General features: G+C 62.7%; 18 protein-coding genes and 1 pseudogene. 15 read left to right on the top strand and 4 right to left on the bottom strand.

Features of this window, described 5'->3' with window-relative positions; translation table 11 throughout:
• Positions 1–7 precede the first annotated feature (7 nt).
• The 3 genes from QMG61_RS11255 (at position 8) to QMG61_RS11245 (ending at position 2,458) form a co-directional block, all read left to right on the top strand.
• Positions 8–943: a DUF3560 domain-containing protein gene (locus QMG61_RS11255; RefSeq protein WP_283494421.1), complete on the top strand. Its 936-nt coding sequence runs from the start codon at positions 8–10 to the stop codon at positions 941–943.
• Positions 944–1,269: 326 nt separating this feature from the next.
• Positions 1,270–1,932, top strand: a complete 663-nt coding sequence (locus tag QMG61_RS11250; RefSeq protein WP_283494420.1) for a hypothetical protein — start codon at positions 1,270–1,272, stop codon at positions 1,930–1,932.
• A 157-nt stretch (positions 1,933–2,089) separates the two neighbouring features.
• Positions 2,090–2,458: a hypothetical protein gene (locus QMG61_RS11245; RefSeq protein ID WP_283494419.1), complete on the top strand. Its 369-nt coding sequence runs from the start codon at positions 2,090–2,092 to the stop codon at positions 2,456–2,458.
• A 43-nt stretch (positions 2,459–2,501) separates the two neighbouring features.
• Here the strand turns inward: QMG61_RS11245 and QMG61_RS11240 are convergent, their stop codons facing one another.
• Together QMG61_RS11240 and QMG61_RS11235 are read right to left on the bottom strand one after the other, a co-directional pair.
• Positions 2,502–2,822 carry a DUF7882 family protein gene (locus tag QMG61_RS11240; RefSeq protein ID WP_283494418.1) on the bottom strand — a complete coding sequence of 107 codons (321 nt, stop codon included), beginning with the start codon at positions 2,820–2,822 and terminating at the stop codon, positions 2,502–2,504.
• 75 nt (positions 2,823–2,897) lie between these two features.
• Positions 2,898–3,254 carry a hypothetical protein gene (locus QMG61_RS11235; protein ID WP_283494417.1) on the bottom strand — a complete coding sequence of 119 codons (357 nt, stop codon included), beginning with the start codon at positions 3,252–3,254 and terminating at the stop codon, positions 2,898–2,900.
• 320 nt (positions 3,255–3,574) lie between these two features.
• Between QMG61_RS11235 and QMG61_RS11230 the strand changes: the two genes are divergently transcribed.
• From QMG61_RS11230 to QMG61_RS11215, 5 genes are all read left to right on the top strand, one after another.
• Positions 3,575–3,994 carry a DUF3846 domain-containing protein gene (locus QMG61_RS11230; RefSeq protein WP_283494416.1) on the top strand — a complete coding sequence of 140 codons (420 nt, stop codon included), beginning with the start codon at positions 3,575–3,577 and terminating at the stop codon, positions 3,992–3,994.
• Positions 3,995–4,313: 319 nt separating this feature from the next.
• Positions 4,314–5,195 carry a ParA family protein gene (locus QMG61_RS11225; RefSeq protein ID WP_283494415.1) on the top strand — a complete coding sequence of 294 codons (882 nt, stop codon included), beginning with the start codon at positions 4,314–4,316 and terminating at the stop codon, positions 5,193–5,195.
• Positions 5,192–5,578: a ParB family protein gene (locus tag QMG61_RS17530; protein WP_502847033.1), complete on the top strand. Its 387-nt coding sequence runs from the start codon at positions 5,192–5,194 to the stop codon at positions 5,576–5,578. The genes QMG61_RS11225 and QMG61_RS17530 overlap by 4 nt, the downstream gene beginning before the upstream one ends.
• Positions 5,579–5,695: 117 nt before the next feature.
• Positions 5,696–6,133 (top strand): hypothetical protein, encoded by a 438-nt coding sequence (locus tag QMG61_RS11220; RefSeq protein WP_283494414.1) that lies wholly within the window; start codon positions 5,696–5,698, stop codon positions 6,131–6,133.
• Positions 6,134–6,520 carry a hypothetical protein gene (locus QMG61_RS11215; protein WP_283494413.1) on the top strand — a complete coding sequence of 129 codons (387 nt, stop codon included), beginning with the start codon at positions 6,134–6,136 and terminating at the stop codon, positions 6,518–6,520. It abuts the gene before it with no gap.
• A 101-nt stretch (positions 6,521–6,621) separates the two neighbouring features.
• On the opposite strand, the gene QMG61_RS11210 is transcribed toward QMG61_RS11215, so the two are convergent.
• Entirely contained in the window at positions 6,622–7,683 is a 1,062-nt protein-coding gene (locus tag QMG61_RS11210; RefSeq protein WP_283494412.1) for a coiled-coil domain-containing protein, read from the bottom strand.
• Between the two features lie 1,089 nt (positions 7,684–8,772).
• Here QMG61_RS11210 and QMG61_RS11205 point away from each other — a divergent pair.
• From QMG61_RS11205 to QMG61_RS11180, 6 genes and pseudogenes are all read left to right on the top strand, one after another.
• Positions 8,773–10,286: pseudogene (locus QMG61_RS11205) on the top strand (transposase).
• Entirely contained in the window at positions 10,283–11,053 is a 771-nt protein-coding gene (locus QMG61_RS11200) for an AAA family ATPase (protein ID WP_283494411.1), read from the top strand. Before QMG61_RS11205 ends, QMG61_RS11200 begins: the two are co-directional and overlap by 4 nt.
• A gap of 43 nt (positions 11,054–11,096) precedes the next feature.
• Positions 11,097–12,797: a hypothetical protein gene (locus QMG61_RS11195; protein WP_283494410.1), complete on the top strand. Its 1,701-nt coding sequence runs from the start codon at positions 11,097–11,099 to the stop codon at positions 12,795–12,797.
• A 969-nt stretch (positions 12,798–13,766) separates the two neighbouring features.
• On the top strand, positions 13,767–14,564 hold the full coding sequence (locus QMG61_RS11190; RefSeq protein ID WP_283494409.1) for a hypothetical protein: 798 nt from the start codon (positions 13,767–13,769) through the stop codon (positions 14,562–14,564).
• A complete protein-coding gene (locus tag QMG61_RS11185; RefSeq protein WP_283494408.1) occupies positions 14,557–15,675 on the top strand; it encodes a helix-turn-helix domain-containing protein in 1,119 nt (372 codons plus the stop codon). The genes QMG61_RS11190 and QMG61_RS11185 overlap by 8 nt, the downstream gene beginning before the upstream one ends.
• 73 nt (positions 15,676–15,748) lie before the next feature.
• Positions 15,749–15,934 (top strand): hypothetical protein, encoded by a 186-nt coding sequence (locus QMG61_RS11180; protein ID WP_283494407.1) that lies wholly within the window; start codon positions 15,749–15,751, stop codon positions 15,932–15,934.
• A 217-nt stretch (positions 15,935–16,151) separates the two neighbouring features.
• Here QMG61_RS11180 and QMG61_RS11175 read toward each other — a convergent pair whose 3' ends face one another.
• Entirely contained in the window at positions 16,152–19,013 is a 2,862-nt protein-coding gene (locus QMG61_RS11175) for a class I SAM-dependent DNA methyltransferase (protein ID WP_283494406.1), read from the bottom strand.
• Positions 19,014–19,080: 67 nt separating this feature from the next.
• Here QMG61_RS11175 and QMG61_RS11170 point away from each other — a divergent pair, with 67 nt between their 5' ends.
• Positions 19,081–19,770 carry a hypothetical protein gene (locus QMG61_RS11170; protein ID WP_283494405.1) on the top strand — a complete coding sequence of 230 codons (690 nt, stop codon included), beginning with the start codon at positions 19,081–19,083 and terminating at the stop codon, positions 19,768–19,770.
• Positions 19,771–19,835: the final 65 nt, after the last annotated feature.

Genomic DNA, 19,835 nt, shown 5'->3' with positions numbered 1-19,835 from the left:
AACACTCATGCTCACCATCACCCACACTCACGAAGCCGGAACGATGATCGCGGGCACCAGCCGAGGCGACGGCACCGCCGACGTACTCAAGGCTGCTGGTTGGCGGTGGGGGCGCAGCATCAGCGCCTGGTTCGTCCCGCAGTCCCGCGACCATCTGCCCAAACTGCACACCATCACCCGCACCCAGGCGGCCCTGGTAGCCGCCGGGTTCGAGGTGGAAACCGACATCGACAGCGCCCACCGCACGACCGCCGAGGTCGAGGCCGGAAAGATCGGGCGTCAGGCCGACCGGGTCGACGCCCTGGCCGCAAAGGCTGAGCGGAAGACCACCGCGGACGAGGCCGCTTGGGCCACAGCCCGTACCGCGATCCATCGTCTGCCCGAGGGCGGGGAGCCGATCAAGGTGGGTCACCACTCCGAGGCCCGCCACCGGAATGCGATCGCCCAAGCAGATAACGCCATGCGGAAGTCCGTGGAAGCCAGCGCGGACGCCGCCACTGCCCAGGCCCGCGCGGACGCGGCCACCCACACCACGAATGCCCGGTACAGCCCGGTGACCGTGGCCAACCGCATCGAGGCGTTGGGCGCTGAGCTCCGCACGCTCGAACGCCGCATCACCGCACAGTGCTACGACGACACACACGGTTACATCGATGCCACCGAGGAGCAGACGCAGGCCCGCGCACAGCGCCTTGCGCCGCACCTTGACGAGAAGCGCGACCAGATCGCCTACTGGGAGGCCGTGCGCGCCGCACAGGTCCAGAGCGGCACGGCCACCGGCTACGACCGTTCCACCGTGACGAAGGGCGACCGGGTGAAGATCCGCGGCCAGTGGCGCGAAGTCGTGCGCGCCAACCTGAAAACAGTCAGCGTCACCACCGGCTACACGTGGACTGATACCGCCCCGTATGCCGAGATTCAGCAGCTCGTGCGACCCGAGTAGCCCCGCCGCAGCGGCCGGCCCACCCGGGGCCGGCCGTGAGGTGGCGGCGCCCCCTCACACTCCCCCACCCGGGGGAAACCGGCCCCAGGCCGGCAGTGACGGTGCCGGCGGTGCCGGCCTGTGGACCGCTTCGCGGCTGTTCTGGTTGAGGACTTTTTTGTCTGTCTGGCCGGTCATCGTAGTTCGCTTCCGGGCCTGCGTGCCCGGTTTATCGAGCGCGCCCTGGCGGGCTTATTTCCCTTGATAATCCGGGCTCTTCGGCCCTCCCGCTCTCAATCGATTCTCTTGCCAGACAGGCAAAAAAATCAGTTGAGCGGAGAGTTTCCATGTCCCAGGTTCTTGTCGAGGTTCGGCCCCAGCGCAGCAGTGACCAGATCGCAGCGGACCGGAAAGCCGGCACCGCTTTCTTCGCCCGTTACGACACCGTAAACCCGCACCGGGGTAGCAGGTGGAACCGGGATGTGGATTCTCTGCTGCGCTTCTACAGCTTCGAGTGGAACCTGCTCTGCTGTGTGATCGAGGCCACGGAGTGGATGCGCACGAACCCCCACGACACCCGCACCGATCGGATCACGGCCCGCATCCTGCGCGCTGTCCGGGAGCTGGCGGAGGAGATCCCGGCCCGGGATGATTCCGCGCTGCAGGCGTACGTGCACGTCTCCACGATTAGGCTCATGCACCCGCCCCGGGTGGCCCCGATCCCGGTCGCGGACCGGCTCGCAGCTCGCGGCGAGGCAACCCGGTTTTGGGCCCTCTGCACGAATCCCTCCCCGCGCTTTCGCCGCAGGGTCGCGGCCCCGGCGCTGCCCTTCGTCCACTGGTTGCTGGTCCACCCGCTCTACGGGCCCGCGCAGGACGGCCCGGCCGGATACACCGGGACCACCCGGGTCAAGAAGACCAAACGGTATAGCAGAAACGTTATTCGTCCCATCGGGATGAGTGAGGATCGGGCACTGGAAATCGCCCTAGCTGCCACGGCCCGCCGATAGCCGGGCTGCGTGGCCACCCTTCCGGGTGGCCACGGGTGAGGGGCCAGCGCGCCCCTCACACTCCCCCGGTGCACCGGGCTCTCCACAGGTGGCCGGGATGCGGCCGGGGACGGTGGGCAGCGTTTTAGCGTCGAGGTCCCTACTGATTGGACATCTCATGCGCTTCATCAAACTCGCCGTCACCACCCCGGGTCACGACCGTTCCCGGCCCGTGGCCGGTTCCGACGACATCTGGGTCAACCTGGACCAGATCGTTTCCATCCAGGAGCAGCTCGACAGCAACACCTTCACAGACGCCGTCCGAATGGGCATCACCGCGGAAGAGCACTACCCGTGCCTGGAACTGAGAATGTCCCGCGGAGACACCCACCTGGTCTCCCTCGGTGTGTATCCGGACCAGGAGGCCGGGTTCGCAGCCCTGGCCCGGTTCCTGCCGGCTCTGCTCGGCGGGCGCGGCCCGGACGACATGGACCAGCTCGAGCGGATGCTCGCCGGGACCATCCCGGATACGCGCTCCGCACTGTGACACCTGGCCGATGTGGCGGCAGCCAACTGGTGCGGTGAAGAGTTTAGGAGGCTGCCGCGGTGGGTGGACGGGGTGGCTCGGGGACGATTTCGAGGCCCGTGACGGTATTGGCCGTTCGGATGAGAGCCTCGAGCCACCGCGTATTGAGCAGGGGCGGGGTGGAGCTGGTGAAGGTGAAGATCAGAGGGATGCCGGGGTGGATCCAGATCGTGTTCCGGCCGCCGCCTTCCGCGGGGTCATCAGCCCACGTGAAATGAAATCCCTCCTTGCGTTGGAGTTTGGTATTGATGACGCTTTTCAAGTGCGCGAGCGTGCGGTCAGAGAAATGGACCTTCATGCTCGAGTTGTAGGTCAGTCTTCCCATGAGGGACCTTCCTCGATCGTGGACGTGGACCTGACCTAGGGTACTGAGAGCCGCACGCACCGTGCCAGGGGGTGGTCAGGGGGTGCGGCCTGGGTCGGTGAAGTCTCTGCTGTCGAAATCGGTGGTCGCGATCTCCGAGTACGCGGGCGAGGGTTTGGGCTGCTGGAGAGTAAGCACCCGGCCGCGGAGGAACGCGAGGACCTCGGTGATGTTCGGCTCGTCCCACAGGGAATCCTCGGGGACGCTGATCAGCTCACTCCACGGCCCCACGATCAGTTTCACGATGATCGTTTTCCCGGTCACATTGATCGCCGGCAAGTTGAGGGTTTCCGTGGTCTGACTGATGCCCAGGGCGGTGACGAGTTGAAAGAGCGCGTCAGCGATGGCATCCGAAGTCAGGAAAGACGCCCCGCTGTAAGAGATTCGTCGCATCCGTCCAGTTTTTCCCCGCCCCGCCCGGTATTCAACCCCCCGATAGCTCTATGGGCACCTGTCAAGAATTCCCTGGCGGGGCCGGCTGCGCCGGGAAGAACCTTTCTTTGAGCCGCTGCGCGGCACGTTCTGACCCCGTTTTTTTCCTTTCCGGCAGCCGATCATAGTTCGCTCCCGGCCCTGCGTGCCCAGTTACGGGACGCGGTCGCAAGCTCCCTTATTTCGCCCCGAAACCGGCCACTCCGGGCCTCCCGCTCTCAATCGATCTCTCTTGCCGGAAAGGCAAAAAACAAGTTGTTTTGAGGGAGAGGACCCACACCATGAACGCCACCATTCGCAGCATCAAGATCAACCCGACCGAAACCATCCGCGTCCTGGACGTGAACGAGGCCAGCATCGGGGCGGACATCGTCGCGGCCATCGGCTGCCGCATGTTCGACGTCGTCGGCCTGCAAGACGACATCGACCTCTTCGTCGACGACGAAGGACTCATCAACGGGTCAACCCTGAACCTGCCCGCGACCGTCCTCGCCCACCGACTCGGCTCCCCCACCGTCATCTTCGGCACCGCCATCGCCGTCAGCGTCACCCGAGACGGCGAAACCGTCGGCCTCACCGATGCCCAGCTCGCCCGAATCCAGCAGGCACTCGCGCAGAAGCCCGATGCCGGGACCGTCGACCGCCTCGTGGAGAGCCTGTCCCCCTTCCCCACCGTCGTCAGCATGCTCCGCAACATCTAGCCGAAAGCACCGGCTGGCCCCCTGGTGGGCCAGCCGGTGAGGGGTGACCCCCTCACACTCCCCCGGTTTCGCAGGACAGAGCCCGGGGCAACTCCTGGCGGAATCTCTGTCGGTGAGGCAGTTCCGGTTCGGTTGGGCCGGATTAACAATACTTACAAGACAAACAAGTATTGCATTTATTGCATAGCAAACAAGTATTGTTTTTCTGGCGTGTCGATCAATGCAATGAACGCAATCAAAGCAATACTTGGAAAACAATCAACACTGTAAATACAAACAAGTATTGTATTCGTCGACCATTCCCCGAGAGGCAAGAATCGTGGCCCACACGGCAGTCATATCGAACAACAAGGGCGGCGTATCCAAGACGGAGCTGACCGTACAGCTCGCCGCTGCACTCGCTCGAGCGGGTCAACGGGTTCTCGTCGTGGATATGGACCCACAAGCGAACGCCACACGTCGCCTCGGCATCGAATGGGACGCGAACGAACCTATCCCCACCATGTCCGAGGTCATCAAGGCCGACCAGTCAGGGGCGGGGGAGGGGGCTGTGGTCGCCTGCGGCTGGACCAGCCCCGAAGGGCTACCAACACCAGAAGCAGAAAACATCGACGTACTGCCGGCACGGTTTGACCTCATCAACCGCGAAACAGAAGCCGGAGTCATCGGAGCCGTGAGGAGACTCCAGAAGGCTCTTGAAGGATGGACCGACGACTACGACATCATCCTCATCGACACTCGGCCAGACCTGGGGCACCTGGTCCAGATGTCAATGGCGGCCGCTGACACCATCATCATCCCAACTGACCCCAACTACGATTCCGTCGAGGCAGCGATCCGGGTGAACGACTTCGTCACTCGTCACGCGATCGACATCGCAAACCCGACCCTCACCGTCGGTGGCATCGTCATAACGCGACGAAAGGCCACAATCGAACACGACTACCAAATCGAGGGGCTGCGCGGTCAGTTCGGAGATCTCGTTTGGAACCTCGGTGGCGTCGTCAAGATGTCAGATGGGTCAGAGCTCCTCAACCCGTCCTATATCCCCGAATGGTCACGCTTTGCAGAGGCCGACGCAGCGGCCGTTTCACTGTCCGACTGGAGCGACCGCAACGGACGCAAGACCGTCGCCCTCTACGACGCCGTCGCTCGAACCTACCTAGCCCGCTTTCTGGGCGACAAGGGGATGGCCGCATGACCGTTCCCACCCGTCGACGACCAGGAAGCGCAAGCCCAATCAAGCTGGTACCCGAGGTCGAAGAGGTCCGCACGCCACCCGCCATGGAACGTGGGCCGGACGTTCCATCAACGAACCTCGCCCCCAGCACATCAGTGGCCGAGTCCACTGAGAGTGACGAGAAGAAGGCAGTCACTTTCGGGCTCCGCACTTCGCTCAAGAAACGGGCAGAAACTGCAGTCCTCCGAACTGCAGGCTACGAAGGCGGATACAACTCAATGGCTGCCCTAGTTGAAGGTGCGCTTGAGCGTGAACTCGCACGGCTCGCTATCGAGTTCAACAACGGTGAGCCCTTCCCACGAAATGTAGGTGGATTTCGTCAAGGGAGGCCCCTCGGGAGCTGATATCGGACCGGGAGAGCCGCAAATCCTGGGTCGAAGGACGCCGGTCGGGCGAACTAGATTGAGTCAACAGAAACACCGGCCAGTCGATCAGATGTTTATCTGATGTAGTGTGTGGGTATGAGTACCGCGACTTTCACTGACCTTCTGCGTAAGCCCAAGGAGGTCCTGGCCCACATTGACGAGGGCCAGGTTCGGATCACGCGCCGTGATGGTGACGACCTCGTGATCTTGCGCGGTCACGATATTGACGTGCTCGAGCAGGGTGTTGCGTTGTCGAGCCGGCTGATCCGCGCGATCGGCCGGAACAACAGCGATGTTGAGGCGGCGCTGACTGATCTTTTCGCTTGGACGGGGGAGTTCACCCCGGGGGAGCTGCGCGCGTACGCTGCCGAGATTGAACGGCTGGTCTATGCCGCCAGTGAGCTGGGAACGTTTGAGCGACTGCTGCGTGCGCAGCAGGAGTGGCAGGAAACGGCCGTGGCGTACGCGATGGGTATGCGGCCTGTCGAGCCCATCGAGCTGCCTGCCGCCCCTGTCCGCGTGAATCGCCCGTAGGTGGCAGGGAAGCGCGGCGTTCCGGTTCCACGACCGATCAAAGGCACCGAGTACGAAATCTTCTTCGGCAACACCGCTGCCGAACGGGGGTGGACAGATTTGAAGGCGTCCGCGAAGAACGCCCTCGCAGACGCCCACGACTATCTCACCGCGCATCCCGCACAGTACGACCCGGATCGCAGCTACCAACTCCGCGGAGATCTCGCCACCGCCCTGGTCGACGGGGTCGCCCTGCCTCAATGGCAGTACAAAGTCACCGACGGTGCTCGCCTCTGGTACGCCGTTGACGAGCCCAACGCGAAGGCAAAGAAACCCGGACGCGTAGTCATCACGAAAGCCGCGACCGGCCACCCCAACGAGACAGACTCGAAGAAGAACTTCCGGTAGCCGGCCCCGCGAGACGCCACCGCTACCGTCACCGCAGACGATCAGGCACTCGCCCAGTATGGTTCCCGGCGAGAAGCTGAGCGGGGGAGTGGGGCGGCGGTTTACTTCTGCTTGGGGCGTACCGTTTGGGCTTCGGCGCGGTCGGCGCGGGTGCGCTGTTCGCGTTCACTGGTGCGTGCCTGGTCCAGGTCGGCGCGCAACTGGGTGAGTTGCTGCTCGAGGGCGTCCCGCACGTCGGTGACGCGCTGCTCGGCGTGGGAACGTTCCCTACCCGCCTCGGCCGTAGCGCTGTCGCGTTCACTGCTGACCGTGGACAGGCGCCCGGTCAGCACGAGCGCTTCCGCCCGGGCGCTCTCGCGCTCCGTCCGCGCCTGATCGAGCAGGTCCCGGGTGCTGGCAGCATCCGTCTCAGCCCGCTCGGCGCGTCCGGCCGCAGCGGCGGCCTGAGCGATCGCGTCCCGAGCGGCGGCTAGGGCCTCGTCTTTGGCCGCTGTGGCCGCAGTGATGAGCTCCTGGGCTTCGGTGAGCTGTGCGGTCGTGGATGCGTTCTCAAGGGTCAGAGCGGCCACCTGGTCGGTGAGGGCGGTGATCTCGGCGGTTGCCCGTGCGTTGTCCTCGCCCGCAGTGACCAGGTCGCTCTCGAGGGTGGAGACTCGCTGCTCGAGCGCGGCCAGGGCCGTGCGGAGCTCCTCGACCAGGGCAGCTGATTCCTCGGCTGCCGCGTCAGCTTCGGCGCGCTCGGCTTCGGCCTTGCGGGTAGCGGTCTCGGCACGGTTGGCGCGTGCGGCCGCCGTGGCGACCTGCTCGGCCGCGTCAGAGGTGACGGCCTCGATCTGTGCTTCGGCCGCGTCCGGGTCCGCGACGGTGCGGAGCTCGTCGACGAGGACGACCAGCTGCTGCTGCAGGTGCTCGACCATGCCGGCGACCTGGGCCCGCAGCACGCTCGCCCGCTGCCGGGCCGCATCGACGGGGAGCTTGTCGTCCTCCACGGTGCGCTCGACCCGGCCCGCCTCGGTGCGGCGGGCCCGCCACGCGGCGGCGCGGTTGTGCGCGGGGTTGACGCAGTAGCCGGCGGGCCGGCCCACACCAGGCGTGGCATCCACGGGCTCGGCGCAGCCGGGGAAACCGCAGGTGCGCACATCAGTGATCTCGGGGATGCTCATACCTATATCGTAACACTAATAACGCAATACGCTAACGTAATACGAATAACGATAACGAATCACGAAATAGGGCGCTCGTCTGTAAGGTCCGGCTGTCATTTTCCGTTCACGATTGCATGAATGTCCGTACACGCCTGCACACCTGGTTCGGAGATCGATGGCCGAGGCTTCCTTCCGCTCAGTTGGTCTTCCGTAGCGGGCATGGCATTCAACTTGACCGTGCCGCCGCGACCACAGCACGGACGCATCGATGGCGGCCCTGCCTGCGATCGCTCGAGCCGACAACGGCGCCACCGCCGACACTCTCTTTGTGCGATTCCATAGGGTATCCGGCATCGTCAATGTTGCCGAACTCAATGTGCACCAATTCTGTGTCCAACCCGCCACCTCCTGTGTGCAGGGGAGTAGTGAGCAAAAACCCTTTAGTGCAGGGGTGAACGGAAAGAGCAGTGCTCAACACTCGCCTGCGCAACCCCGGAAACACGCGGGTCCTTGTGCAGACGTGAACGGAAAATGACAGGGGTGTCATTTTCCGTTTGTCATTTTTCGAAGTCGTCTGCACAATGTTCGTACTCGCGTGCACAACTGACTCGGTGACCCCCGGCGAGACTTTGTCGATCAGTTGGCCTCTGGATTAGTCACCCCGTCTCGGCGCAACGACTGCAATCGCATCCGGACGACCCCGGGCCGATTCGGCGTCCACCCCCTTTGCCTCCTGCTTGTGCAGGCGAGTACGAACAAAAGCGACACGTGTGCAGGGGAGTACGGAAAACTCAGTCGTCACACTCGGCTGCACAACCCCCGAAAACACAGGGGTCGGTGTGCAGACGACTTCGAAAAATGACATCATCTCGATGTCTGTTGAGAATGCTCATCTCGATGTCACTAATCTGCGGAATCTGCTCATCTCGATGTCACCAATCTGCTCATCCTGATGTCACTAATCTGCTCATCTCGATGTCAGTGGATCGCGGGGTCGTCCCAGTAGGCTCGGTGATCACGTTGGTGATCTGGTGGTCGGCGGAGGGGTCGATGATGCGCGGAGGACAGGACTTGGGGGCGGGCGATCGGCTTCCGCGTGAGGCGGCGGTGCGCCGGCTGATGGCTTTGGATGGTGAGGGCCGGCTGGCGACGGAGGATGTGCTGCTGGTGGCGGAGGGGCTGGCCGTGTCGAAGCGGACCGTGTGGCGGTGGATCGAGCGGGCGCGAAACAACGATGACCTCGACCAGGTGGCGCGCGATCATTTCCTGGTCACTGATCTGTTGCGTGAACGGCTTGCGTTCTGGCGTGGCAACATTTCTGCTGTGCACCGCGAGCTCGTTGAGGCGGCTACGAGCGCGGGGACGGCGGCGGTGAGCCGGCCGACTCTGCAGCGGGCCGTGGAGCGGGACATCGTGCGGGGAGATCGGGCGGGATTCGGCGTGCGCATGACGTATTCCTGCAACGTCCGCGAACGTACCGCAATGATGTGTGGGAGTCCGATCATGTTGAGGCTCCTGTGGAGGTCGACGTCGAGGGCCGGCTGGTCAAACCATGGGTGACCTGGTTCGTTGACGTTGGCACGAACGCGGTGTGCGGCACGGCCATCACACCGGGGGCGCCGTCCAGGGAGAGCATCTTGGCGGCGTTGCGCGCAGCGATCACTCTCGAGGTGCCGTACGGGCCGCCAGGTGGGCTACCGGAGAGAGTGCGGATAGACCGGGGGAAGGATTTTCTCTCCGACACTGTGCGTAGCGCGTTGGCAGGTTTCGCCGTGAGGGTCGTGCCTCTGCCTGCATACACACCGCATCTCAAAGGGACGGTGGAGACGGTGAATGGTGCGGCCGGGCGAATGTTTTTCGCGGGCTTGCCCCGCTATATCGGTGCACAGACGTTGGCCAATGGCAGATCGATCGATCCGGATGCGCCGGCGTTGACATTCGAGGCGTTCGTCACGGAGTTGCTGGGCTGGGTGCGGTGGTGGAACACCGAGCACCAGATGCCTGTGCTGGAAGGCAGGACACCGTTGCAGGCGTGGCTGGATGACCCGACCCCGTTGAATACTGTGCCTCCCGGTGATCTGCGGCTGCTTACTCTGGAAGACGATGGGCGCACCCGCAAGATCACTACGAAGGGTGTCTCGTGGCGGGGCCGCCCGTACGTGGCCGCGTGGATGACCGGGCAGGTCGGGCGTCAGGTGCGGCTGCGACATATGCCTCACCACGAGCACGAGGTCGAGGTGTTCGACGCTAGCACTGGGGAGCATCTGGGGGCCGCGGGTCTCGCTGATATGGCCAGCAGTGAGCAGATTGGTGAACTGCGCCGCTCCCGCGAGGCCCGCCGCCGGCAATTGCAGGCAGACCTGCGCAAGGCGGAGAAAGCCCGTCGGATCCGGTATGCCGCGGCGACCACCGCGGCGCCCCCGCAACCGATCGGCGCGGTCACCGTCGCGCAGGCCACGGCCGAGCTGTCCGACGCCGACGATCAGCAGCTGCAGGCCGTAGCCCGGCCCCTGCTGGTGCCGTTGCGCCCGCCAGCGCCGGGCTGGGTCTTGCCCCGTCCCCCGCGCGAGAAGACCAACCGTGCCTTGGATGAAGGCATCGGCGGGGGCCACGGCCGGTGAGTGCCTGGGCGGACATCGACGAGCGAGATGATCACTACCTCGGCTTGACAGGGGCAAACGTGGTGGCGACCGAGTCTCTGCTGATGCTGCAGGACAACCTGGTCGACGTCATGGCAGCCAAAGCCATGATGTGTGTGCACGGCGACGCCGGGTTGGGGAAGACACTGTCGGTCAATACCTCACTGCGGGCGCTGGCACCGGCCGACGTGTGCCGGGTGCAGTTCCGGGCCCGGCCCACCCCCCGCGACATCCGCCACGTCCTGTTTGCGGCCCTCGGGGTCGGCGGAACCCCACCATCACGACCGATCGAGTTCGACGCCCTCCTCAAAGACGTCTTATCTGAACGGTTCCGTGTGTTGGTATGCGATGAAGCCCAGTGGCTCTCACGGGAGTGCTTTGAGCTGTGGCGGCACCTGTGGGACGACCGGCGCACCGACATCGCGATCATCTTCGTCGGTGGCGGCGACTGCTACCGCGTATTGCGCCGAGAACCGATGCTCTCCAGCCGGGTCTACGTCTGGCAGGAGTTTCGGCGCCTGACCCGCGAGCAGGTCCTGGCCGTGATCCCGGCCTACCACCGGGTCTGGGCCGACCCCGACCCGGAGGACATTATCTACACCGACGCCCACGCCGGACACGGCAACTTCCGTGCCTGGTCGAAGATCACCGCCCACCTGGTGACCGCGCTGGACCGTCTGGAACGTGAGCGTCCCGACCGGGAGGTCCTGCAGTGGGTCTTCAGCCGGCTGGGCGGTAGCGGTGGGTGAGCCTGCCAACCACCCGGATGCACCTGCGCCGGTTCGGATCCTGATGGACCCCACGGACGACGTCCGGGTGACAGCGAGCCTGCTGGGGCACCACGACCCGGCCCGCGGCCGGGTCGTGGTGCATCCCACACCCGCCTCCTCCAGCCCCACGGCGTTCGCTTACGACCTGCTGGCCGCCCTTGACCGGCCGGTGACCCGGCTCGAGGCTGAACATCTAACCGGGGTAGTACGCCCCTGGCAGGCCGTGGCCGTATGGATGGTCACCGATCAGGTCACAGACCTGATCGTGCTTCGCGCCGATCGGCTCTCGGGCGGCACCTGGAATCACCTGATCGGGCTGTGCCAGCAGACCGGCACCCGCCTGATGCTGGTCTGCCACACCCGGCAGATCCCAGCATCCTTGGGCGCCGTTCTGACCGGAATTGAGCACCACGTGCTCACAGACTTGGCACAGGCCCTCGCCCCGCACGAGCCGGCCCACCCGCCCCGGGTCAGGGCGCAGCCACAGTCTGGCCGCCAAGACACCGACCAGCTACCGGACCTGCCCGCGGCCGGCGTTGCGCACTTCCGGGCCGAAGCGTACCGGCGGCTCGACGCTGTGAGCTTCGCACGGGTCGATGCCGCCTATCAGCACGGGCAACAGGCGGCCTGCGACTGGTTGAGCCGCCCCGCACCCGACGAGACCTGGACTGGCACGGAGCACGTGCAGCTGTTCCTGACCGGGCTGGTACCTGACAGCCCTACCCGTGCTCACACCCTGGCCCGGCTCCGCGGCGCCCAGGCCGGGTTCTTGGAACACGGGCTGCTACTGGATGTTCCCCCGGCCCGCGACCTCATGGACGTCCTGAGCGGGCCGGGGCTGAACGCTCTGCCAGTCAGCCCAGACGCCCTGCAGCGAATCCGAACGGGCGTGGCCCACCCCATGGTCGCCGCAGGCGTGGCCACCGCACTGTTCACCGGCATATCGCCGCAGGGGATGAGCTACGCCACACTGGCGGCCCACCGCCCAGACCTCGTAGCCCTGCGGCTGGCATGGCGGCCCCAGATGACCAAAATGGTCCCGAAACTGATCAAACAGACGGCACCGACCGTTTCCACCTGGGCTGTCTTCCATGTGCCGGTCGCGGCACGCCCGCTGCTCCGTGCCGCCGCCTCCTTCGCCATCCAGCAGCAGCCCGCCGCCACCCGACCGCGGCTATTCGAACCGCCAGCGGCGACGAACAAACGGATCCAGGCCGCGGCAGACCACTGCCAGATCGCGCTGCCTGTTCAGCCACCCACGCTCGAGGCCACCTGGCAGATCAGAGTCACCTGCACCCAGATCGACGCCCCGCCCGTTCATACCGTCGCTTCGCATCCAGAAGGACAACCACCGATATCACGGGTCCTCGGCCAACCCAGCCGGCCGGCATTTACCAGCCGTAACCACGCCAAGCCAACGGCGAACGACCATGCTCACGACCGTTGGCACGGTCGACGACCACTGACCGCAGACACCGCAGCTAGTGTCCTCCACCTGATCCACGACCACCTGGGCGCCATCGCGCCCCGCGACCGACATAGACGCCCTGAGGGGCGCAGCTGGCTACTCATCCGCCGCCAACTCGCCTGTTACCCCCACGATCCAGACGGGAACCTCACCGCCCTGGCACCCCACCCCGATGTCCTCTACGCACTGAGCCTCACCGAACGCCCAGCCCCAAACGTCCCCGAACGGACGCTCGTGAGACACGAAGATCACTAGACCCGTTCCCGTGGTACTTCCCAACCCTGGCCGGATGTAGCGACCTGGTCAGTGACAGCCAAATGAGCAGATTAGTGACATCGAGATGAGCATTCTCACCGTTCACGATTGCACAAATGTCCCTACACGCCTGCACAACTGGTTCGGAGATCGATTGCCGAGGTTTTTTCTGCTCAGTTGGCCTTCTGCAGCGGGCATGGCATTCAACTTGACCGGGCCGCCGCGACCACAGCACGGACGCATCGACGGCGGCCCTGCCTACGATCGCTTGTGCCGACAACGGCGCCACCACCGCCGACACTCTCTTCGTGCGATCCCATAGGGCATCCGGCATCGTCAACGTTGCCGAACTCGGCAATGTGCACCGATTCTGCGTCCAACCCGGCACCTCCTTTGTGCAGAGCAGTAGTGAGCAAAAACCCTTTTAGTGCAGGGGTGAACGGAAAGAGCAGTGCTCAACACTCGCCTGCACAACCCCGAAAACACGCGGGCCCTTGTACAGACGTGAACGGAAAATGACACCCGTCGCGCCCGGGGGTATCGTGCCTTCATGCACACGGATGACCTGGGCGCATCACCCAACTGCGAGCACTGCCTCATCCCGATGCTGCCCGCCGGCACCACCGCCACGCCCTACTGGCGCTGCCCGTCATGCGACCTCGTCAGCATGATCTAGAACCACGGGTTGGCGCTGGGCGGCGAGCGGCGGACACGAGGGCCCGGGGCGCCGTGCAACGAGGCGCGAGGACGTAGAGCCAGCTCATCAAGCGGGAGTACCGGCCCAGTACCTTTCGGTTCCTAGTTCTCGTCAGTCGGGTCAGGGGAGAGAAGCGTGTCGATGGCTGATTCCCAGGGTAGAAACGCCCGTCTAGGTCGAGCCAAAACAAGAAAAGTGGCTCATTTGGCCAACCAACACACCGAGGGTGAAATTGCTTACATTAAATACTGACCATCGTGTAGCCTGATCACGTGACTACAGAAGACAACCCCATTGTGAGCCTCAAGGGCTCCGGCCTGCTCAAGACCCTGACCTGGGCGGCCCCGGCTGCGTTCGCGGCGACGGATCAGCTGTACGACGAGGACCAGGGCCACGACCAGGGGGTAGTCGGCTTCCTGAACTTCAAACACCTGAGGGACCTCATCGACCGGGCGACGTCCAACGGGCGCTTCAAGCTGGGTGACGACGTCGACAGCCGCGGTGACGACGTCGTGAAGCGCGGCATCACGCCGGAGGTTTTCCGAGCGATGCCGAAGCTCGCGCCTGGCGCGGTCATCCGCAGCGACTACAAGCAGTCTCCCGGCTGGGCGATCGAGGGGTACCGCGTGCTACTGCAGTCATACCCGTTTGGCGAGATCGACGACATTAAATGGGTGCAACGCAGCGACGCGAAGCGTCGGGTCGCGTCTCAGGAGTTCATCCGTGAGGACACCTTGTTCCGTGACGATGAGTTCGGCCTGGAATCGATCCCGGGCATTCCCGATGACGACGACTTCGTCGGCGTGACGTTGGTGGCGGCGCACGCTTTCAACCCGACGACGAAGCAATTCGAGCTCTACATTGGGCAGAGTAAGAACCCCAAATACCCAAAGGACTCCTGCTGGCACTGGCGAAAACTGCTCCTGTCCGACGGCACTTTGATCGGCGGCACCGGCCTGTCGGTGCCGTCGGCTATGCCTGGTGACGGCGCTTCAACCGACGTCGACGACGTGCCGATGCGCATCAAGAAGCCGCGCACGGACGAGGGGTCGGGTGCAGCGAATGGCTGAACAGCGTCGGCCGTCCCAGACGCTCGCCGCCGCAGCTTCGTTCTTCAACGGTGAGCGCCTCACCATGGCCCGGCAACTCGCGGGCCTTAAGAAGTCACACCTCGCTGCGCTGATCGCGATGTCGCCGGCCTCGATGACGGCTTGGGAGAGTGGCGCCAAGCAACCGAACCGCGCGACGGTAGCGAAGCTCGCGTTGGCGCTCCGCGTCGAACCACAGTTCTTCAGTGGCGGTGCGCCGCCGAAGATCAACAAGCCGCACTTCCGGTCGCTGCGCTCAACGCCACAGATCGCGCAGGACGAGGCGGAGGCATACGGCCGGTTCGTCGCCGAGGTCGCGGGAATGCTGGAGAACGCGGTCGAGTTCCCCGAAGCGCTGTTGCCCGACCTTTCTGTCAACCCGGACGAGCGGTCGATGACGCCTGAGGTCGCAGCCCGAGAGGCACGCGAGTTCTTCGGCGTCGCGCCGGGGCCGGTGCAGCACGTCGTGCGCCTGGTTGAGCGCAGCGGCGTCGTGGTGGTGTTCAGCGAGCCGGGCATAGCGGCAATTGACGCCTACTCGCTGCACTCGGCGACGCGCCCGATTATCGTCCTAAACCCGGTGAAGGATGACTACTACCGGCAGCGCTTCGACGTCGCCCACGAGCTCGGGCATCTGATCATGCATCACGATGCCGAGCCCGGGGGGAAGGTTGCGGAGGAGCAGGCTAATCGCTTCGCTGCGGAGTTCCTGATGCCGGCCGAGGAGATCGCGCCGTTCCTCCCTGGCTCCACCGCGGGCAAGGCGTGGGCGCAGCTCGCGGAGCTGAAAGAGCACTGGGGTGTAAGCCTTGCAGCGCTTCTCTACCGTGCTCGTGCGCTCGGCGTGATGGGCGACGTGTCGTATCGGAACGCCATCATTCGGATGTCGCAGAACGGGTGGCGGCGGGCGGAGCCGGGTCGCATCTCGTCGTTGGAGATGCCGTCGATGCTGCCGCGCGCGAAAGAGGTGCTCAGTGAGGCGGGCGTCGACGAAGAGACGTTCCTGTCGGGGTCGGGGCTGCCGGTCGGGCTCTACGCGATCGCGGCGTCACGCGTGCCGCATGCAGCGAACGAACCGGAGCCGATGTCGTGATGCACTTAGACGCCTTCGCTGATTCTCTTGCGTTGACGGTCCGCGACCTTCTCGCCCTCCAGCGGGTTGTCTGATGGCCACGCTCGAGGGACAGGTCCGCGCGGCGAGTGATGCCATCGACACCAACATCTCAATGATCACGACAGACCGCGGCTTTCTCTCGAAGAACGTACTGCAGTATCTGCGCGATCTGGTCGAAGCGATGATCGTTTGGGCTCACACCGGCGACCCGGTGCCGCGATTCACCTATCAGACGTAGTTCGACCCTGCCCGTGACTACGCGAAAGCACAGGCAAAGTACCGACCGCTGACGCGCTTCCACGCGATGCAACAGGTCAGCGTTTCGCACTTCACACTCGATAGCGATCCCTCAGAACGCCTGATGCTCAAGTACTACGAGTACCTGCTGCGAGCACGGCAAATCGCGAAGGACCACCTCGGCATCGACATCTTCATATCGACCTCGGCCGACACGCTCAGTGATTCAGGACGTATGAGTTCAGGTCTTCCGTGGGTGAAGCTCCACGTCGTTTCGTTTTCTTCTCAGGTGCGAGCAGGCCCTGAGTGAGGTCTGCATACATGCCAAAGAGAAGTTCCAACACTCCAGCATCCGTTGCGTTGGCTTTCAGCCCGTACGCATTCAGCACCGCTTTATCCAGAGCGTTGTGGGCGTTGCGAAGAGCCAGCGGCATTGCGTTGCGGTTGTAGAGAACGGCGAGCGAACTGGTGGGGAACTGCTCACGTGCAACCAAAACTGCATCAGCGGCTGACTGCACCTTTTTCATCGTTGCCTCGTTGCTCAAATCGGGGAACGGGAAATTGTTGTAGGTGACCTCGGCAGACAAAGAGTAGTCGGACTTCAGCCGACCAGAGATAGCCCGATTCCAGATGTTGAAGACGCTGCTCATCATGATTCCGAAGGTCTCAGAGGTGGCATTCGGAATGTAGAGCAGCTTGTCGTTCGGAACGACGTTCGCAGGCATGACAGCCATTGGGACATACTCCCGCTCCTGCGAGGAAACACGAGGAACAGCAAGGTATTCAGTCGTGGGCTGGCGAAGAGCTTGCTGCCATTCCCATGCTCGTGTTGCGGACTTCTGTGTATCCAACTTTGTGGAAGCGAGTCGCATCTCTCGCACCTTTGCAATGCGGTCTTTCAGCACGGGGGAGGCGAGCAAATCAGACGGGTCAGCATCTTTCAGCCAGAGTCCATAACGAAGGCTTCCACCGATAAGTTCAGCACTGCCAACCACACGTCTCAGGTATTTCGCGGCAATGGGGTCAGTCGCCTCAATTTCCTGAGCTTCCTCAACCGAGATGTTGGAGAGGAGACCGCCGTCGACGGGCTTATTGCCGTTCGTCATCTTCTGAGTCCCACCCTGAAGCGGGTTGCTTCGGCTCGTAATCAGAGCGTCCGTGGCATCCAGCAGGTACGAGTTGATGTTCTTCACACGAACCAGCACAGGTTCGGCTTTCAGGCTGGGATAAGACCACAACGAACGAAGAGATGGTTTTCCGTTGGCGGAGAAACAGATGATGACGCAGTGGACTGCTGCGTTCTTTCCGCCGTCATTGTTCCAAGCAAAAGTACGGTGAGCGAAGTCGATACCCATGCCGAGCTGCTTCAAAGCACCCCAGATGACGGGCGGCTGTTGACCTTGGGAGATGGAGCTGGTGGAAACAAAAGCAGCTCGTGCGGTCGTGCCTTCCATTTGGCGAGCGGCTACCAGATACCAAGACGCAACGTAATCCAGAATGCCTGCACTCTTCGTCTTCCCCCACACGAGGGCTTGGTCATCCTTCTGGTCAGCACTCAGCCATGAGGAGCCATAGAACGGGGGATTACCCATGATTATCGTGTCGTTATTCATTGGGCAAACGTCCGCCCAGTCAATCCGAAGGGCGTTGCCCTGACGAATTGTGGCTGCGTGGGAGAGCGGGAAGATCGTTGGAGCTGCACCAGTCAGCTCATCCAATTCCTGATTCGCCTGATGCTCAGCGAGGTACATCGCAACCGAAGCGATTTGCGAACTCCACTGCTCAAATTCGATGGCGTGGAATTGCTCGAGGCTGACCGTGAGACCGATAGTTCCCAAGCCATCCAGACCGACTTGGAGTTCTTCTCCGTCGTGTCCCGTGGTTACTTTGCCTTCAAGCTCAATCAGGCGAGCGATGATCTTGTGTTCTATGTCCCTCAATCGCTTGTAGGCGACGAGAAGGAAGTTCCCGCTGCCCGCTGCTGGGTCAAGGTAGTTCTTGGTTCCGAGGTCTTTGCGGAGCTTTTTGAGTCCAGCACGGTCATCCCAGACCTTACGGAGCTGTTCAAGATATTCGTCAAGGAAGAGCGGGCGTATTACTTTCAGGATGTTCTGCTGACTCGTATAGTGCTCGCCCAAAGCACGACGATTTTCTTTCGATTTGATCGTCTGGAACATCGCCCCGAAGATGGCTGGCGATATTTTTGACCAGTCATAACTACTGGAAGCAATCAGTGCTGTTCGCATCTCAGCATTGAAGGAGAAGACGGGGATGACTTCTTTGAAAAGTCCACCGTTCACATAAGGGAACGCCGAAATGGAGGCGGGCAGGTTCTGCGGTCGCTCCTCCTTGTGGGTGTTCAGAATCTGGAAAAGCTCCTGAATACTGCCACCCAAACCAGCCCCTGATTCAGCAGACTCAGCCAAGAAGTCAGCGAAGAGTCCCTTCTTCCACATGCGGGTGTCATCACCGAAGTTCAGGAAGAGAATGCGAACCATGAACACGCTCGCGGCATGTCCCTCGTAGCCGTTCTTCTCAAACTCCACATAGAGGTTTGCCATCAAGTTGACGGCTTTGATATCTGCGTCGATCTCTTGTGCGGTGGCCTTTGACCCGTAGACCTTGAAGATCGAATCGAGGTGGTCGAGGTGCTTCGGCAGGCCTGTGAGCGGGAACTGCACGCTCGTGCCAAGCAGCACGTCAATGATTCGAATATTGGCAAAATCGGAAACGATGAGAACGGGTGGTCGCAGGTGAGGGCTGAGAGAGACCATGTATTGACGAGCCTGAACTTCCGCACCATCCAGCGACTTGCCTGCGGACTTGTGTTCAATAAGAACCACGCCACCCCACAGGACGTCGATGAAGTTCGTCGTGCCAGTAGCAACGTTCTTGATGGGGAACTCGAAGTCCACTCCCGTTGCCAACAGGTCTTCAACGCCGATGACCTGGTGGAAAAAGTCGCTCCAGAAGGACTGGGCGAACTGCTTCTCATTCGTTACCGTTGCCCATTTGTCGGCAAAGATACGAGCTTTTTGACGTGAGAGATCAACGCCTGTTTTAACATCCCCGGAAGTCACTCGCTCAGTTTACGGACCGAGCGATGCTCAGCACGGGAGCATCAGTCGAATCGGGAAGAATGAAGGAATGACTGATGCCCGTAAGCAGCAAGTTGAAGAACGTCACATCGCTGTCTTGTCTGGGTTCGTACTGCGGGCAAGGCGTGTGGAGGCTCACTCTCTTGCAGCCGACAAAGCGCTCCTTCATAAGCTCTCCACAATGGAGATGACATATCAGTTCGTCGCTGCTGAGGATCAGGGGTACCTCATACAGGTTCTCCCTCCTGAGGAACAGGTCGAATCCGCAGCTGCACGAGTACGTCCCCTGTTGCTCCAAGAAGACAGCGTTCACTACATCAAAGTCCTCAACGCCCTCGGGTACTTTGCGAAGAACAGCCCCGATGAGAAGCTGCGGAATGCCCTCGCTGCCATTCGCTCAGACTGGAATCGGATACAGCCAAAGGGAAAAGACATCCTCGGCGCCAGCACGCAGATTGAGGATGCAGAAGGAAACAAGAGTGAGTTCCTGAGTGACACGGAGCTGGCGTTCGCCTACATATACGGGGACGTGGTTCACAACGACGTCGACCGCCTCGCAGCTACGAAGATGCATGGCGTGAAGGAGCGGTTCAAAGCCGCCGCACCAATCGTCTGTTTCATCATGGTGCTGACGATTGCGACTTTGAATGTCACCCGCAACATGCGGAAGGCGGGTCTGTCAATGGCCAATCCGATCTGCCCACGGGCGGCCAGTAGAAATGCCCGCTGGTGGCCATGAAAACTGCCCACTCATGGCCAACAGATCTGCCCACCTGGGGTTTGGTGGCGTTGGCCATGCGTGGT

This window comes from Cryobacterium sp. PH31-AA6, from assembly GCF_030063195.1.
GTDB lineage: Bacteria > Actinomycetota > Actinomycetes > Actinomycetales > Microbacteriaceae > Cryobacterium.
This window is presented reverse-complemented; position numbering and strand designations above follow the sequence as displayed.

Coding starts and splice junctions, on each gene's coding strand:
- QMG61_RS11255 (WP_283494421.1), top strand. CDS start 8: ATGCTCACCATCACCCACACTCACGAAGCCGGAACGATGATCGCGGGC.
- QMG61_RS11180 (WP_283494407.1), top strand. CDS start 15,749: ATGGCCACGCTCGAGGGACAGGTCCGCGCGGCGAGTGATGCCATCGAC.
- QMG61_RS11250 (WP_283494420.1), top strand. CDS start 1,270: ATGTCCCAGGTTCTTGTCGAGGTTCGGCCCCAGCGCAGCAGTGACCAG.
- QMG61_RS11195 (WP_283494410.1), top strand. CDS start 11,097: ATGGACCCCACGGACGACGTCCGGGTGACAGCGAGCCTGCTGGGGCAC.
- QMG61_RS11170 (WP_283494405.1), top strand. CDS start 19,081: ATGACTGATGCCCGTAAGCAGCAAGTTGAAGAACGTCACATCGCTGTC.
- QMG61_RS11245 (WP_283494419.1), top strand. CDS start 2,090: ATGCGCTTCATCAAACTCGCCGTCACCACCCCGGGTCACGACCGTTCC.
- QMG61_RS11235 (WP_283494417.1), bottom strand. CDS start 3,254: ATGCGACGAATCTCTTACAGCGGGGCGTCTTTCCTGACTTCGGATGCC.
- QMG61_RS11210 (WP_283494412.1), bottom strand. CDS start 7,683: ATGAGCATCCCCGAGATCACTGATGTGCGCACCTGCGGTTTCCCCGGC.
- QMG61_RS11230 (WP_283494416.1), top strand. CDS start 3,575: ATGAACGCCACCATTCGCAGCATCAAGATCAACCCGACCGAAACCATC.
- QMG61_RS11185 (WP_283494408.1), top strand. CDS start 14,557: ATGGCTGAACAGCGTCGGCCGTCCCAGACGCTCGCCGCCGCAGCTTCG.
- QMG61_RS17530 (WP_502847033.1), top strand. CDS start 5,192: ATGACCGTTCCCACCCGTCGACGACCAGGAAGCGCAAGCCCAATCAAG.
- QMG61_RS11220 (WP_283494414.1), top strand. CDS start 5,696: ATGAGTACCGCGACTTTCACTGACCTTCTGCGTAAGCCCAAGGAGGTC.
- QMG61_RS11240 (WP_283494418.1), bottom strand. CDS start 2,822: ATGGGAAGACTGACCTACAACTCGAGCATGAAGGTCCATTTCTCTGAC.